This window comes from Pseudoclavibacter sp. RFBB5, from assembly GCF_002931555.1.
Classification (GTDB): Bacteria; Actinomycetota; Actinomycetes; order Actinomycetales; family Microbacteriaceae; genus Pseudoclavibacter.
Window position 1 is genome coordinate 853,245 of the sequence record NZ_PSTZ01000007.1, and the last position, 14,128, is coordinate 867,372.

Consider the following 14,128-nt stretch of genomic DNA (forward strand, 5'->3'; position numbering starts at 1 on the left):
CCCAGTGTTCAACTGGGCAGTCGGGGCCTTCGCTCATGACGTGGGTTTCGTGGAGATGGGGGGAATCGAACCCCCGTCCACAACTACGAAACCGCGGCTTCTCCGGGTGCAGTCTGTCTACTGTTCTACTTGGCTCCGATCATGGGGACAGACACCTTGATCGACGAGCCCAGTTCCAGTGCAAGTCCCGTGGTGCCCTGAAACACAACACCACAGCAAGTTCCCTTAATGACGCCAGCTACCGGAGCGGGAACACCCCCGGGCTGACGGACTATCGGACTCGCTTAAGCAGCGAGGGCGAAGTCGGTGCGCTTAGCGTTAGCACCTATGTTTTGCGAGGGGCGTTTACGAGATAACCCCGCATCCTCGACCCGCTTCACGCCGATTCACCAGTCATGTCGAAACCGATCATCCCCGTGAGCCGAGTCTCCTCGGCGGCGTTCCACGTCATGAGCTCTGTTGAGTTGCAGCTGCCAGAAGAACTGGCAGCTCCTAAACATACGTCAAGACGGCCGGAAAATCCACGTCCTGGCGTGCTCAGGGCAAGCCTGGAGGCGATTCCCGGGAGGACCAGTAACCTGAACCCCATGAGCGGCAATGACTTTGAAGGATTCGGGCGCCCGAATTGGCAGAAGCCCGAGAACGGCGACGAGCACGCCCAGGAATCCGGGGACTCCGTTTCGGAAGACCAGACCTCTGGGCACGAAGGCTTCGGTGCGCACTTCGGCAGGCCGGCTGAGGAGCCGGACGCTCCCGCGCCCTCCGAGGATGGGCCCGGCCAGCCAGAGGTGAGCGACGGCGAGGTACCCGCGCCGGTCCAGTACGAGGCGCCCGCGGCGCCCACCTGGCCGCGTGATGCCGAGTCAGCACCAGCCGCCGATGCAGTCGGCGAAGGCATGGAACCGGCCAGCGGCGACCAGTCTCACCCCGACGAGAACAGCACCGAGGTCCTCGGCTTCGGCGAGGGAAACGAGACCGCTGTGCTCGGTCGCGGAGACCACAACCAGACGGAGATCCTCGACTCCGGTGCGCCGGCCGCCCCGAGTTGGGAGCAGACTCCCCCACAGGACTCGAGCACCTGGAACGACCAGGGCAGATCCGCCCCAGCTCCAACTGGCTGGGACCAGACAGCCCAGCACGACCCCAACGCCTGGAACGACCAGAGCGCACCGGCCCAGGCTCCCGCAGCCTGGGACCAGCAGCCCTCCGCTCCGGCGTGGGGCCAGTCGGCTCCGGACGCGCAGGACGCCCAGACGACGCAGACTCCGGCGTGGAACGCACCGGGTGCCGGCCAGGCTGGCGCGAGTCAGGCGAACGGCGGCCTCGAGGCGCCGGCGTACGGCGAGGTGAACAGCGCGCCGAGCTACGGCGGCCAGAACGAGTCGCCCGCGTTCGGCTCGACCGCCCCCGAGGCGGGTGCCGCTGCCTACGGCGCCGGCTATGGCGCGCAGCAGCAGGCAGGCGCGTGGAACGGCGCTCCGGAGAACCAGACCCCAGCCCCCTACGCTCCCGGCCAGGCACCCGGCCAGGAGTTCGGGGCACCCGCGTTCGGTGGCAACGGTGGCGGTGGCTACCAGGGCGGCGGACCGTCCGGCCCCAACGACTTCGGCAACGGAGCCCCCGCCAAGAAGCCCTGGTTCCGGAAGCCCGCGATCCTCATCCCCGCGATCATCGGCGTCGTGGTCCTGGTGGGAGCCGCCGTAGCGATCCCCGTCACCATCCACAACAACAACGTGAACCGCGGCGACGAGCTCGCGGCTGCGTTCCAGACGGACCTCGACGCGCATTACGCGGACTGGACGACCGAGAACCTCGACCTTGCCGCCAACGTCACCATCTCGGCCTCACTGGGCGAGAACACCGACTTCTTCTCGCAGTCGGCGGCCCAGATGACCGATTTCTCGACTCGCTGCGGGAACGTCGCGACGGCGGAGACGACGATCAACGATCTCGCCGGGTCCACCGTGCCCTCGCTTGCGGTCGAGGACGGTGCCGACGCCTCCGAGGCATACAAGGCCGCTCAGACCGAGAGCGACGGCCTCAGCGAGCGACGCGACATCGTCGCGAACTTCGCTGACACGGCAAGCGCGGATGTCGCGGCGCTGCAGCAGTTCTGCGAGGCGTTCCCGAAGTACAACTCGATCTACAACACGTTCGGCACGCAGCTCGCGTCGTTCTCGTCGACGATCTTCACCATCCCGGACGGTCAGAACATCGACCTCGGCAACAACCTGTACTACCCGTGCAACGTGTCGACGGGATGCCCGGACTACAGCAACCCGAACATCGGCACGACGATCGCCGACGGCATCAAGTCGACCTACGTCGACTTCTACCGTGGCATCGCGGACCTGGCCGCATCGGAGTGCTTCCTCGACGAGCTCGCGGACGTCTGCACGAGCTACAGCACCGAGTTCGGGAAGGCCGCGGATGCTGCGCAGGCCGCCGCCGACTCGTACCGCTCTGAGACGCTGAGCCTCACCGTCGGGGCCGTTCCGTTCGCCAACTCGTCAACGCTGTTCACCGCGATGTTCGACACGTTCGACGCGGCCGACGCGGCCGTGCAGACGGCCTGGTGGAGCGCCGACCCGTCGTCAGACGGGCAGACGGACCGTGGCTGGCAGTCGCGAAGCCTGAAGACGCTGCTCTCCGCACACGAGAGCTCCATCGCGACGCTCGTCGAGAGCGTGCGCTAGCGGTTCCAAGCACACACAGCGATGCGGCCCCCGATCCACTGGATCGGGGGCCGCATCGCTATTCGGGGCGTGCAGCGCATCGGTGCTCGAGGCGCGATCTACTCCCCCATGTACTTGCGGGACGCGACGGCGCGGTCGGCCTCGCGCTTGTCCTGGCGCTCACGCAGTGCGTGGCGCTTGTCGAACTCGCGCTTGCCCTTCGCCACGGCCAGCTCGACCTTTGCACGGCCGTTGAGGAAGTAGAGCGTCAGCGGGACGAGCGTGTAGCCGCCCTCTTTGGTCTTCATGGCGAGCTTGCGGATCTGCTCCTTGTGCAGCAGCAGCTTCCGCTTGCGGCGTGGTGCGTGATTGTTCCACGTGCCCTCGAGGTACTCGGGGATGTGCACGGCGTCGAGCCACGCCTCACCGCGGTCGATGTACGCGTATCCGTCGACGAGGGAGGCGCGCCCCTGCCGGAGCGACTTCACCTCGGTTCCGTTCAGCACGATGCCCGCTTCGAGGGTGTCCTCGATCAGGTAGTCGTGCCTGGCTCGACGGTTCGTCGCGACAGGCTTCGTCCCTTGCTCCTTCGGCATGGCCTCTTCCTCTCTCGACGGCAGACGATGGACAGCCCGCTATCTTACGACACGGGCTGTCCATCGGTCTACCTTGCTGTTGCGTGCGGGTCAGACCTTGAGGTACTTGTTGATCGCGATGCGCGCGGAGACCCAGGCGAGCAGCACGCTGACGATCAGGAGGACGGGGATCGCGAGGAGCGCCTCCGGGACTCCGATGAGGGAGACGAACGGCAGCTGCCTGCCGAGGTAGCCCTGCACGAAGAAGTGCGCGATCGCGACGGTTGCTGCCGAGGCGAGCACGGCACCGATGAGGGCCGCGACGACGCCTTCGAGGATGAAGGGCGCCTGGATGTAGCGGTTGGATGCGCCGACGAGGCGCATGATGCCGATCTCGCGGCGCCTGCTGATCGCAGACAGGCGGATCGTGGTCGCGATGAGGAGCGCCGCCGCGACGAGCATGACCACCGCGACTCCGATCGCAGACAGACTGGCGACGTTGAGGAGCTCGAAGATGCTCTCGAGGTACTGGCGCTGGTCGGTGACCGCCTCCACACCGTCGTAGTTGGAGAGCTGCTCGATGATGATGTCGGCCTGGTCGGGGTCGGTGAGCGTGATGAGGAAGCTCTCCGAGAGGAACTCGGGCTCGACGAAGGACACAATGGGGTCGCCGGCGAACTGCTGCTGGAAGTTCTCGTAGGCCTGTTCTTGGTCTTCGAACTCGTACTCACTGATGTACGGGGTGAGGACGGCGCCCTGCAGGGCCGCCTCGACGGCGTCGCGCTGGGTGTCGCTCGCCTGGCCGCCTGCGCAGTTCGGGGCGGTCGAGACGGACGAGCAGAGGTCGACGGACACCTGAGCGCGGTCGTACCAGAAGGCCTTCATGCTGCTGATCTGCTGCTGCATGAGGATTCCGGCGCCGACGAACGTCAGGGAGACGAAGGTCACGAGCACGACGGAGATGACCATGCTCGAGTTGCGGCGAAGTCCCTGCCACATCTCGGCGAATACGCGGCCGATCATTTGACGTCTCCAGAGTTCTTCGTGGTCTTCTCGCCGGCGACGCGCGAGGCGATCGAGTCGGCGATGGATGTGGGGGCTTGCGACGCGACCTGAGCTTCGGCGTCGTCGTTCTGCTCGAGCTGGTTGGCGGTCTCCGCTTCGGTGAGCGGCACGATGCCCGGCTGGTAGACGCCATCGGACTCGTCGCGCATGATGACGCCGCCGTCGAGCTCGATGACGCGCCTGCGCTCCTCGTCGACGATCGAGACGTCGTGCGTGGCCATGACGACGGTGGTGCCGTTCGCGTTGATGCGGGTGAGGAGGCGCATGATGCCTCGGCTCGTGACGGGGTCGAGGTTTCCGGTCGGCTCGTCCGCGAGGAGGATGTCCGGCTTGTTGACGACGGCGCGGGCGATCGCGACGCGCTGCTGCTCGCCGCCGGAGAGTTCGTGGGGGAAGCGGTTCGCCTTGTCGCCGAGGCCCACGGTCTCGAGGACATCGGGGACGGCTTTCGCGACGTGGCCACGGGACTTGCCGAGCGCTTCGAGCGCGTAGGCGACGTTCTCGAACACGGTCTTGCCTGCGAGGAGGCGGAAGTCCTGGAACACCATGCCGATGCTGCGTCGGTAGTACGGCACCTTGCGGTTGGAGATGCGGCGCAGGTCCTGGCCGAGCACGTGCACCTGTCCGCGGCTCGGGGCGTCCTCGCGGAGGATGAGGCGGAGGACGCTGGATTTTCCGGACCCGGAGGGGCCGACGAGGAACACGAACTCACCGCGCAGCACCTCGAAGGTGATGTCGTCGAGTGCGGGGGCGGCGGTGCCAGGGTAGACCTTGGCGACGTTATCGAATCTGATCATGGCGCTAACAGGGTAGGCACCGGAGTGGCCGCAGCCCGGCGCGACATGCAGAACACGCCAGACGTGGGTGTCCCGGCTCGATGCTCCCTGGCGCCTTCTTCGTGTTCCTAGGCGGCGTCGGCTTCGCCGCGCTTGCGCCAGCGGATGCCGGCGGCGATGAACGCGTCGATGTCGCCGTCGAAGACCTTGTCGGTGTTGCCGGTCTCGTGCTGGCTGCGGAGGTCCTTGACCATCTTGTATGGCGCGAGGACGTAGGAGCGCATCTGGTCACCCCAGCTTGCGGTGATGTTGCCCGCGAGCTCCTTCTTCTGCGCGTTCTCCTCTTCGCGGCGGAGCAGGAGGAGGCGTGACTGGAGGACGCGGAGTGCGGCGGCGCGGTTCTGGATCTGGCTCTTCTCGTTCTGGCAGCTCACGACGATCCCGGTTGGGAGGTGCGTGATGCGGACGGCCGAGTCGGTCGTGTTGACGGACTGCCCGCCCGGACCGGAGGAGCGGAAGACGTCCACGCGCATGTCGTTGTCTGGGATCTCGATCGACTCGGTCTGCTCGATGAGCGGGACGACCTCGACGGCGGCGAAGCTCGTCTCGCGGCTTCCGGCTGAGTTGAAGGGGCTCATGCGCACGAGCCGGTGCGTGCCGGCTTCGACGGAGAGGGTGCCGAAGGCGTATGGGCTGTCGATCTCGATGGTGGCCGACTTGATGCCGGCCTGCTCAGCGTAGCTGGTGTCGAGGACGGAGACCTTGTAGCTGTGCTGCTCGGCCCAGCGGAGGTACATGCGGAGGAGCATCTCGGCGAAGTCGGAGGCGTCGACGCCGCCGGCGCCGGCGCGGATCGTGATGACCGCGGGGCGCGGGTCGAATTCGCCGTCGAGCAGCGTCTGGACCTCGAGGTTGCCGATGACCTTGGTGATCGACTTGAGCTCGGCGCGGGCTTCCTCGGCCGTGTCCTCGTCTTCCATCTCGACGGCCATCTGCGCGAGCACTTCGAGGTCGTCGAGGCGTCGCTCGATCTCGTCGAGGCGCTTGAGATCTGCCTGCGCGTGGCTGAGTGCCGAGGTGACCTTCTGCGCGTTCTCGGTGTCGTTCCAGAGGTCGGGGACGGATGCTGCGGCTTCGAGCTCCACCACCTTCGCGCGGAGCTTGTCGGGGTTGAGCACGGCGCTGATGTCTCCGAAGGTGCTGCGCAGGGCGGCGATCTCCGAAGCGAGGTCAAGGTTGATCATGATCCCCCAAGACTAGCCGCCAGGGCTGGGCGGCGCTGTTGGGCGCGCGTGGCGTCAGGAGAGCACCACCCTGGCGTCACTGGAGACGGTGATCTCGAGCCCGGATGGGAGCAGCGCATGGGTGAGGGGCGGGGTCCAGTGGCCGGTGATGACGACGGCGGCCGTGACGCCGTCTGGCGTCGTCGCGGAGACGAGCGCAACGCTGTCCGGGGTCGCCCCGGCGAGGTCCTCGAGCGTCGCGAGGGCGCGTTCGTGCACCTTCGTGGGGTCGAGGACCGGCTGCAGCTCAGCATCGACGAAGGCGACGTCCGCCGCCGCGAAGCTCTCCGAGGCGGAGAGCGCCACCGCGTCCGCGATCGTGAGGAGTCGCTTGCGCTCGATGGACAGCGACGTGGCGGCGACCAGCACGTAGGCGGCGGTGAGCCCGATCACGAGGAAGACCAGGATGAGCGGGAGCACGCTGCCGCGCTCGCCGTGCATCCGGCGCAGGCTGTCGCGCAGTCGTGCCCGAGCGCCCGTCACGAGGAGAGCCCGAACCTGGTGACGGCGAACGAGGCCGTGGCGCTGGTCGGGATGGACAGCGGAGCTGCTTCCCCGGTCAGGTTCGGCGCGAACGGCAGGGGCACGTCGATCGTGACGGTGACGGAGACGACGGCACCCGCTGCCTGGCAGGCACCGGCCGTGCTGCTGCATTCGACGTGCTGTGCGACGGTGCCGGCCTCGAAGCCGTGGTCGGCAGCGGCGAGGTCGATCGCCGCCGCGGCGAGCGCCTGCGTCTCGACCGACTCGGGGTCGGACGCCAGCAGACGTGCCGCGCTTCTCGCCGCCGACTCTCCGGCGATGCTCGCGCCCTGCAGCGCGGAGAGGGTGAGCATGAGGTAGGCGAGTGGCACGATCAGCAGTGTGCCGAGTGTCAGGAACTCGAGCGAGGCCGACCCGCGATCGTCACTCGGCATCCAGCGTCTCCTGCGGGGCATGTCCGGTCACCTCCAGCGCGTCCGGCAGCCCGAGGAGGCCGATGAGCGGAAGCGGCGAGCGCACGGTGACGGCGACGACGGGCGCTCCGTTGAGTTGTGTCGTGCTTGCTGTGACGTTCTCTGCGTAGCCCGCGCCGAGGCTGAGGGTGATGAGCTCGGCTGCTCGCGCTTCGCCCGCGTTGAGGTCGGCACCGAAGAGTCCCGCATGCCTCGCGCCCTCTCCTGCCGCATCGAGGAGCGTTGTGCGCACGTGCAACGCGAAGCCGATCTGCAGGACCGTGACGGTGAGCAGCACGAGCATCGCCGAGACCATGACCCACTCGGCGACCGCCGACCCCCGGTCGTCTCGGATCATGGGTCGGCGTGAGCGGACCGGCTTGTCAGCTGAAGTCACTGACTCGCGTGATGGCGTTCTCGAACACGTTGACGAGGAGGTCGCCGGCGACGGTCCAGAGAAGGATGACGATTCCGGCGGACATGATCGTGATCAAGACCCAGCCGGGGACGTCTCCGCGTTCGGAGGCGGCTCTAGTTCGGAGTGCGTGCAGGAACTGCATGGTCGTGCCTTTCGGGTGGGGCTCTAGAAGCTCGTGCGGAGCACGAAGACTGCCGGGTAGAGCGCGAACAGGATGGTGGTGGGCAGGATGAGGAAGATCAGCGGGACGAGCATCTGCACTTCTTTCCGCCCCGCCGCTTCGAGGAGCTCACGCTTCCCGAGCTCTCGGGCGTCGCTTGCCTGAGCGCGGAGCACATCGACGAGGGGCGCGCCGCGTTCCAGTGCGGAGATCATGTGCTCGACGCAGCGGTCGAGCGGCAGGTACTTGACGCCCCTGGTCATCTCGTGGAGCGCGTCGGCGAGCGAGACGCCCGTGTTCACGTGGTGGACGACGCGTGCGAATTCCTTGGCCAGTTCGCCGGTGCTGACGCTCGCGACGCGCCTGAGGCTGTCGAAGACTCCCTCGCCGGCCGAGATGCTGAGGGAGAGGAACTCGATCACGGTCGGGAACTCGCTGGCCACCTGTCGATGCCGGCGGTGCGCTGCACGCCCGAGGACCTGGTCGCGGGCGAAGATTCCGACGCCGCCGAGGAGGAGGGGAAGCAGGACCTGAGCGATGACCGGCATCCCTCGGGTCACGCCGAGCATCACTGCGGCGGCGAGTCCGATTCCTGCGGCGATCAGCCCCCAGGTGAGCTGTTCGGCTCGGAAGCGTTCGACGCTGGCGGAGGAGCCGCTTTGGCGAAGCTGGCCGATGATGCGGTCGTTGCCGCCGAGGACTTCGCCGAGCAGTGCGCGCCCCTTCGCCATGAGCGGGGCGGCGAGGGTGCCGAGGACGGGGAGCGGGTCGGTCGCGGTCTTCTGCACGTCGGCGCGAGCGGCTGCCGACACGTCGAGGAGGTGCGGTGCGAGGCGTTCGGCGAGATTCGGTCTGGAGAGTCGGGGCACGGCGGCGAGCATCGTCCAGAGGCCGATGCCCAGACCGAGTCCGCAGAGGACGGCCCAGCCGAGAGTCTCGTTCATGCGAACCACCTGCGGTCGTCCTTCAGCTTCGCGATCCGGAGCATCACGAGGTAGGCGAGGACTGTCGTCCCGAGGCCGATGAGGATGACGACGGCGCCTTCGTAGCTGTTGAATGCGGCGGCGGCCTCCGGCCGCGTGCCCAGCATGAGCAGGACGATCCAGGGTGCGGCGGATCCGAGCTTGGCGGCGTTCATGACCCAGGACTGCTTCGCCTCGACTTCGTGGCGCACCGCTTGCTCCTCACGGAGGTAGCTGCCGAGGCTCTTGAGCACCGTGGGGAGTTCGGCACCGCCGACGTCCCTGGACATGCGGAGTGTTTCGAGGATGCGGTCGGCGGTTGGGTCTGCGAGCCGTTCCTTGAGGTCGTCCAGCGCGACCCGGAAGCTTCCCGTGAGGCGGTACTGCCTCGTGAAGGCGGCGAAGTCCTCTCGTAGCACGGTCGGGCCAGACTCCGCGAGGCTCGCGACTCCCTCCGGCAGGGCGACGCCGGACCGGACGGAAGCGACGAGATGGTCGATGACATCCGGCCAGACGAGACGGTTGCGGCTGCGCCGCTGCACGGAACGCATTCGGACGATCAGGAAAGGACCGGCGCAGCCCGCCAGGAAGGCCAGCACAGCAACAGCGAACACACCGGTGAGCGCGAGTCCGGCGGCGCCGAGCGTGAGGCCGAGGACAACGGCGGCGCCCGCGAACACGGCCACCGGAACACGTTCGAAGCCTGCGCGCCTCAAGTCTGCGCGGAAGTCGTCGATGCGGGAGCCACGGACCTCGACGCGCTCGGCGCTCGGCGCTCGGGGGCCAGAGCCACGCACTCACGATGCTGGAGACACCCGCTCCCATGACGAGCGCGAGCAGCACGTTCACAGCGACCTCCGCAGAATCCGAGCAGCATCGAGACCGTGCGCCTCGTACTTCGCGATGCGTGGCGGCGGTGACCCCGTGGATTCGAGCTGCCCGCGACCGCGGCGGAAGAGCGTCGCCGCCTCGATGACCTGGCCCGTGGCGACACCCGTGGGTGCGAGGATCTCGCCCACGTGTCGAGTCCCCGAGGCAGTCATCTCCAGATGCACCACGAGGTCGATGCAGCTGGCGACCGTCGGCACGACGAACGCGCTGTCGATGTTGCGCCCAGCCAGGAGCGGCAGCGTCGACAGCTTGATGAGCGCGTCCCGAGCCGAGTTGGCGTGGATGCTGCACATGCCCGGCATACCGCTGTTGAGGGCGATCAGCAGGTCGAGGCTCTCGGCTTCCCGCACCTCGCCGACCACGAGCCAGTCGGGTCGCATCCGAAGCGCCTCTTTGATGAGTCGGCGAAGGGTGATCTCCCCGGTGCCCTCGAGGTTCGCCTGCCTGCACTGCAGCGCGACCACGTCGCGCGCGACGAGATCGAGTTCGAATGTCTCCTCGACGGTGACGATGCGCTCTTCGCTGCGCACGGAGGAGAGGAGCGCATTGATCATGGTCGTCTTGCCCGTGTGCGTGGCGCCGGAGACGAGGATGTTGCATCCGGCCAGGACCGCGAGCTGCAGGAACTCCGCCGCCTGGGCGGTGAGCGCCTCTCGCTCGACGAGGTGAGAAAGATCACGGATGCGGCGCGTGAACTTCCTGATGTTCACCGACGGGTACCGGCGCGTCACCTCCGGCACAGCCACGTGCAGGCGTTCGCCGTTGGGGAGGGAAGCGTCGACGAATGGGGAAGACAGGTCGACGCGCCGGCCGCTCGACTGGAGCATCCGCTCGATGAGGTCGCGCAGGTCGCCCTCGGGGACGACCGTCGGCGTGAGCTCGGGGACGCCGCCGCGCGCGACGAACACGCGTGACGGGGCGTTGATCCAGATCTCCTCGATCTCCGGATCGTCGAGGTACGGCTGGAGCACGCCGAAGCCGGTGACCCGCGCGAGGACCTCGCGCGTCGTCGACTCCTCGTCGTGCACGAGCGGCAACGAGGACCCGAGGGCCTCCTCGGCGTAGCCGCGCACCTCTTCCCGTGCGATGTCGGCGGCCCGTGCACGGTCGCCGCCGAGGTCGATGCCCTCGAGCAGGACACGACGACGGATTCGGTCGGTGATGGTGCTTACCGCGATGCTCACGCCGTCAGCATGGCGAAAAGCGGAAATCCCCGCAGAAGTTATCCACAGGCCCCGCAAGCCGAAGTTTCGCGGGCCACCGACGCCGCTCTAGACTGGTTCCCGCGCGCGGGCTCGCCCGTGCTCGCGGGAGTGGTGAAATTGGCAGACACGCAGGATTTAGGTTCCTGTGCTTTCGAGCGTGCGGGTTCAAGTCCCGCCTTCCGCACTGTCCTTCCTCCGGGATGCGCGCTTTCACGCATCCGCGGCTCCGGCGTCCGACGCTCCTCCGACTCGACAGACTGTCTGGTCCGTCTCCCCCGACCAACGGGTACGGTTCCAGTACCAGCACTGCGAAGGAGCATCGACGATGACCGAGTTCAACGAAGCCGACCTGCAACAGAAGGCGAAAGACCACCTCTGGATGCACTTCTCGCGCCAGTCCGTGATGGAAGACGGCGCCGGCGTGCCGATCATCGTCAAGGGCGACGGGCACCACATCTGGGACTCGAAGGGCAAGAAGTACTTCGACGGCCTCTCCGGCCTCTTCGTCGTCAACGCGGGACACGGCCGCACGCGTCTCGCCGAGGCCGCCGCCAAGCAGGCCGCCGAGCTCGCGTTCTTCCCCATCTGGTCGTACGCGCACCCGAACGCCATCGAGCTCGCCGATCGCCTCGCCGACTACGCACCTGGTGACCTCAACCGCGTCTTCTTCTCGACGGGCGGCGGCGAAGCCGTCGAGACCGCCTTCAAGCTGGCCAAGTACTACTGGAAGCTGCAGGGCAAGCCCACCAAGCACAAGGTCATCTCTCGCTCGGTGGCCTACCACGGCACGCCGCAGGGTGCACTGGCGATCACGGGCATCCCCGCCATGAAGGCGATGTTCGAGCCCCTCACGCCCGGCGGCTTCCGCGTGCCGAACACGAACTTCTACCGTGCACCGGAGCACGGCGACAACCTCGTCGAGTTCGGCCAGTGGGCCGCGAACCGCATCGAGGAGATGATCCTCTTCGAAGGCCCCGAGACGGTCGCCGCCGTGTTCCTCGAGCCCGTCCAGAACTCCGGCGGATGCTTCACGCCTCCCCCTGGCTACTTCCAGCGCGTGCGGGAGATCTGCACGAAGTACGACGTGCTGCTCGTCGCCGACGAGGTCATCACGGGCTTCGGCCGGATCGGCGACATGTTCGCATCGACGACCTACGACATCCAGCCCGACATGATCACGTGCGCCAAGGGCATGACAAGCGGCTACTCGCCAATCGGCGCCACCATCGTCAGCGACCGCATCTACGAGCCGTTCAAGCACGGCCAGACGTCGTTCTCGCACGGCTACACGTTCGGCGGCCACCCGGTGTCGGCGGCCGTGGCGCTCGAGAACCTCAAGACCTTCGAGGAGGAGCGGCTCACGCAGAACGTCAAGGAGAACTCGCCGCACTTCCGTGCTGCCCTCGAGAAGCTCCTCGACATCCCGATCGTCGGCGACGTGCGCGGCGACGGCTACTTCTTCGGCATCGAGCTCGTCAAGGACAAGGACACGCGCGAGACCTTCAACGACGAGGAGTCAGAGCGCCTGCTGCGCGGCTTCCTGTCGAAGGCGCTCTTCGACGCAGGCCTGTACTGCCGCGCCGACGACCGTGGCGACCCCGTCATCCAGCTCGCCCCGCCCCTCACGATCGGCCAGGCCGAGTTCGACGAGATCGAGCAGACGCTGCGAGGGGTGCTCACCGAGGCGAGCTCGCTCCTCTGACACGGGCTCGTCGTCGTCACCGACGGCAACCCGAAAAGCTCGGGATGGCAAACTCGCTTCGTGCTGGAACGTTCTCCAGCACGAAGCGAGCTTCCCATCCCGAGTCGCTATTCGAGGCCGAGGGCAGTGCGCAGCTTGGGCGCGAGCGCGTCGAAGGCGCGGCGGCGGTGGCTCGAGGCGTCCTTCTCCGCGTCGGTGAGGTCGGCCGCCGAACCTTCCGCCCCATCGGGCTGGAAGATCGGGTCGTAGCCGAAGCCGTGGTCCCCGCTCCGCTGCTCCAGGATGCGACCGGGCCACACACCCAGCACGGCCTCGCTCTGTTCCTCGCCCGTCGATGAAGCTGTGGCCGGCACGACAAGTGCAGCCGCAGCGACGAACTGCGCCGTGCGGTGCGGATGCGAGACGTCGCTCAGCTGCCACAGCAGCAGCTCGAGGTTCTCGGTGGCGTCCTTCGCTGGCCCGGACCAGCGGGCGGAGAAGATGCCGGGCGACCCGCCCAGCACGTCCACCGAGATGCCGGAGTCGTCGGCGAGCGCCGGGAGCCCCGTGTGCTCGGCGGCGGCGCGGGCCTTCAGCAGCGCGTTGGCCTCGAAGCTCAGACCGGTCTCGCGTGGCTCTGGCCCGTCGTAGGAGACGAGCTCGATGCCGTCGAGCTGGTTGCCGAGGATGCGCCGCAGCTCGACCAGCTTGTGCGCGTTGTGGGAGGCGAGGACGACCCGGACGGGCTCGCTCATGCCTTGAGCGCCTCGTTCTGCAGCTCGGTGAGCGTCGCGGTGCCCGCGAGGGCGATGTCGAGGAGACGGTCGAGCTCCTCGCGGTCGAACGGCTGCCCCTCGGCGGTGCCCTGCACCTCGATGAGCTTGCCGTCGCCGGTCGCGACGACGTTCATGTCCGTGCCAGCCCGTACGTCTTCCACGTAGGCGAGGTCGAGCAGCGGGACGCCGTCGACGATGCCCACCGAGATCGCGGCGATGGAGCGCGTGAGCACGTTGGCCTTCGCGGGGACATGCTTGTTGGCCTTCGCCCACTCGATGGACTGCGCGAGCGCGACGTAGGCGCCCGTGATCGCGGCCGTGCGAGTGCCGCCATCGGCCTGCAGCACGTCGCAGTCGATGACGATCGTGTTCTCTCCGAGCGCGGACATGTCGACGGCGGCGCGCAGGGAGCGCCCCACGAGACGCGAGATCTCGTGCGTGCGCCCGCCGATCTTGCCCTTGACCGACTCGCGGCTGTTGCGGTCGTTCGTGGCTCGCGGGAGCATCGCGTACTCCGCCGTGACCCAGCCCTTGCCCTGGCCCTTCAGCCAGCGCGGAACGCCGGGCGTGAACGACGCCGTGCAGAGCACCTTCGTCTTCCCGAACGAGATGAGGGCAGAGCCCTCTGCCTGCTCGCTCCAGCCCTTCTCGATCGTCACGGGGCGGAGCTGGTCGTGGGTGCGGCCGTCTGCGCGTGCTTCGGTCATTGGTCCTCCAAAGAGTCTG

At 67.5% G+C, this 14,128-nt stretch carries 15 protein-coding genes, 1 tRNA gene and 1 other RNA gene; 3 read left to right on the forward strand and 14 right to left on the reverse strand.

Annotated elements, in window-relative coordinates:
• Positions 1-47: 47 nt before the first annotated feature.
• Positions 48-416, reverse strand: a transfer-messenger RNA (tmRNA) gene (gene ssrA / locus C5B97_RS12000).
• A 171-nt stretch (positions 417-587) separates the two neighbouring features.
• Here ssrA and C5B97_RS12005 point away from each other — a divergent pair.
• A complete protein-coding gene (locus C5B97_RS12005; RefSeq protein WP_104312249.1) occupies positions 588-2,696 on the forward strand; it encodes a hypothetical protein in 2,109 nt (702 codons plus the stop codon).
• 98 nt (positions 2,697-2,794) lie between these two features.
• Here C5B97_RS12005 and smpB read toward each other — a convergent pair whose 3' ends face one another.
• From smpB to C5B97_RS12055, 11 genes are all read right to left on the reverse strand, one after another.
• Entirely contained in the window at positions 2,795-3,271 is a 477-nt protein-coding gene (smpB, locus tag C5B97_RS12010; protein ID WP_104241539.1) for an SsrA-binding protein SmpB, read from the reverse strand.
• Between the two features lie 90 nt (positions 3,272-3,361).
• Complete coding sequence (ftsX, locus tag C5B97_RS12015; protein WP_104312250.1) at positions 3,362-4,273, reverse strand: permease-like cell division protein FtsX; 912 nt, start codon at positions 4,271-4,273, stop codon at positions 3,362-3,364.
• Complete coding sequence (ftsE, locus tag C5B97_RS12020) at positions 4,270-5,112, reverse strand: cell division ATP-binding protein FtsE (protein WP_104312251.1); 843 nt, start codon at positions 5,110-5,112, stop codon at positions 4,270-4,272. Before ftsE ends, ftsX begins: the two co-directional genes overlap by 4 nt.
• A 107-nt stretch (positions 5,113-5,219) precedes the next feature.
• Positions 5,220-6,335, reverse strand: coding sequence for a peptide chain release factor 2 (gene prfB / locus C5B97_RS12025; protein WP_104312252.1), 1,116 nt, complete (start codon positions 6,333-6,335; stop codon positions 5,220-5,222).
• Between the two features lie 54 nt (positions 6,336-6,389).
• A complete protein-coding gene (locus tag C5B97_RS12030) occupies positions 6,390-6,815 on the reverse strand; it encodes a hypothetical protein (RefSeq protein WP_104312253.1) in 426 nt (141 codons plus the stop codon).
• A gap of 38 nt (positions 6,816-6,853) precedes the next feature.
• Positions 6,854-7,291, reverse strand: a complete 438-nt coding sequence (locus C5B97_RS12035; protein WP_104312254.1) for a hypothetical protein — start codon at positions 7,289-7,291, stop codon at positions 6,854-6,856.
• Positions 7,281-7,706, reverse strand: a complete 426-nt coding sequence (locus C5B97_RS12040) for a TadE family protein (RefSeq protein WP_258068191.1) — start codon at positions 7,704-7,706, stop codon at positions 7,281-7,283. Before C5B97_RS12040 ends, C5B97_RS12035 begins: the two co-directional genes overlap by 11 nt.
• Positions 7,693-7,869, reverse strand: a complete 177-nt coding sequence (locus C5B97_RS17975) for a hypothetical protein (protein WP_167516480.1) — start codon at positions 7,867-7,869, stop codon at positions 7,693-7,695. The genes C5B97_RS12040 and C5B97_RS17975 overlap by 14 nt, the downstream gene beginning before the upstream one ends.
• Before the next feature lie 23 nt (positions 7,870-7,892).
• Complete coding sequence (locus C5B97_RS12045) at positions 7,893-8,831, reverse strand: type II secretion system F family protein (protein WP_104312255.1); 939 nt, start codon at positions 8,829-8,831, stop codon at positions 7,893-7,895.
• Positions 8,828-9,535 (reverse strand): type II secretion system F family protein, encoded by a 708-nt coding sequence (locus tag C5B97_RS12050; RefSeq protein WP_258068192.1) that lies wholly within the window; start codon positions 9,533-9,535, stop codon positions 8,828-8,830. The genes C5B97_RS12045 and C5B97_RS12050 overlap by 4 nt, the downstream gene beginning before the upstream one ends.
• A 159-nt stretch (positions 9,536-9,694) precedes the next feature.
• Positions 9,695-10,924 (reverse strand): CpaF family protein, encoded by a 1,230-nt coding sequence (locus C5B97_RS12055; RefSeq protein WP_104312256.1) that lies wholly within the window; start codon positions 10,922-10,924, stop codon positions 9,695-9,697.
• A 123-nt stretch (positions 10,925-11,047) separates the two neighbouring features.
• Here C5B97_RS12055 and C5B97_RS12060 point away from each other — a divergent pair.
• Together C5B97_RS12060 and C5B97_RS12065 are read left to right on the forward strand one after the other, a co-directional pair.
• Positions 11,048-11,129 (forward strand) — tRNA-Leu (locus C5B97_RS12060).
• Between the two features lie 141 nt (positions 11,130-11,270).
• On the forward strand, positions 11,271-12,647 hold the full coding sequence (locus C5B97_RS12065) for an aspartate aminotransferase family protein (RefSeq protein WP_104312257.1): 1,377 nt from the start codon (positions 11,271-11,273) through the stop codon (positions 12,645-12,647).
• A 107-nt stretch (positions 12,648-12,754) separates the two neighbouring features.
• Here C5B97_RS12065 and rdgB read toward each other — a convergent pair whose 3' ends face one another.
• Both rdgB and rph read right to left on the reverse strand, forming a co-directional pair.
• Entirely contained in the window at positions 12,755-13,381 is a 627-nt protein-coding gene (gene rdgB / locus C5B97_RS12070) for an RdgB/HAM1 family non-canonical purine NTP pyrophosphatase (RefSeq protein WP_104312258.1), read from the reverse strand.
• Positions 13,378-14,109: a ribonuclease PH gene (gene rph, locus C5B97_RS12075; RefSeq protein ID WP_104312259.1), complete on the reverse strand. Its 732-nt coding sequence runs from the start codon at positions 14,107-14,109 to the stop codon at positions 13,378-13,380. The genes rdgB and rph overlap by 4 nt, the downstream gene beginning before the upstream one ends.
• Between the last annotated feature and the right edge of the window lie 19 nt (positions 14,110-14,128).

Bases quoted from the DNA above. Each gene is read 5' to 3' on its own strand.
- C5B97_RS12005 (WP_104312249.1), top strand. From the start codon at position 588: ATGAGCGGCAATGACTTTGAAGGATTCGGGCGCCCGAATTGGCAGAAG.
- smpB (WP_104241539.1), bottom strand. From the start codon at position 3,271: ATGCCGAAGGAGCAAGGGACGAAGCCTGTCGCGACGAACCGTCGAGCC.
- ftsX (WP_104312250.1), bottom strand. From the start codon at position 4,273: ATGATCGGCCGCGTATTCGCCGAGATGTGGCAGGGACTTCGCCGCAAC.
- ftsE (WP_104312251.1), bottom strand. From the start codon at position 5,112: ATGATCAGATTCGATAACGTCGCCAAGGTCTACCCTGGCACCGCCGCC.
- prfB (WP_104312252.1), bottom strand. From the start codon at position 6,335: ATGATCAACCTTGACCTCGCTTCGGAGATCGCCGCCCTGCGCAGCACC.
- C5B97_RS12030 (WP_104312253.1), bottom strand. From the start codon at position 6,815: ATGCACGGCGAGCGCGGCAGCGTGCTCCCGCTCATCCTGGTCTTCCTC.
- C5B97_RS12035 (WP_104312254.1), bottom strand. From the start codon at position 7,291: ATGCCGAGTGACGATCGCGGGTCGGCCTCGCTCGAGTTCCTGACACTC.
- C5B97_RS17975 (WP_167516480.1), bottom strand. From the start codon at position 7,869: ATGCAGTTCCTGCACGCACTCCGAACTAGAGCCGCCTCCGAACGCGGA.
- C5B97_RS12045 (WP_104312255.1), bottom strand. From the start codon at position 8,831: ATGAACGAGACTCTCGGCTGGGCCGTCCTCTGCGGACTCGGTCTGGGC.
- C5B97_RS12065 (WP_104312257.1), top strand. From the start codon at position 11,271: ATGACCGAGTTCAACGAAGCCGACCTGCAACAGAAGGCGAAAGACCAC.
- rdgB (WP_104312258.1), bottom strand. From the start codon at position 13,381: ATGAGCGAGCCCGTCCGGGTCGTCCTCGCCTCCCACAACGCGCACAAG.
- rph (WP_104312259.1), bottom strand. From the start codon at position 14,109: ATGACCGAAGCACGCGCAGACGGCCGCACCCACGACCAGCTCCGCCCC.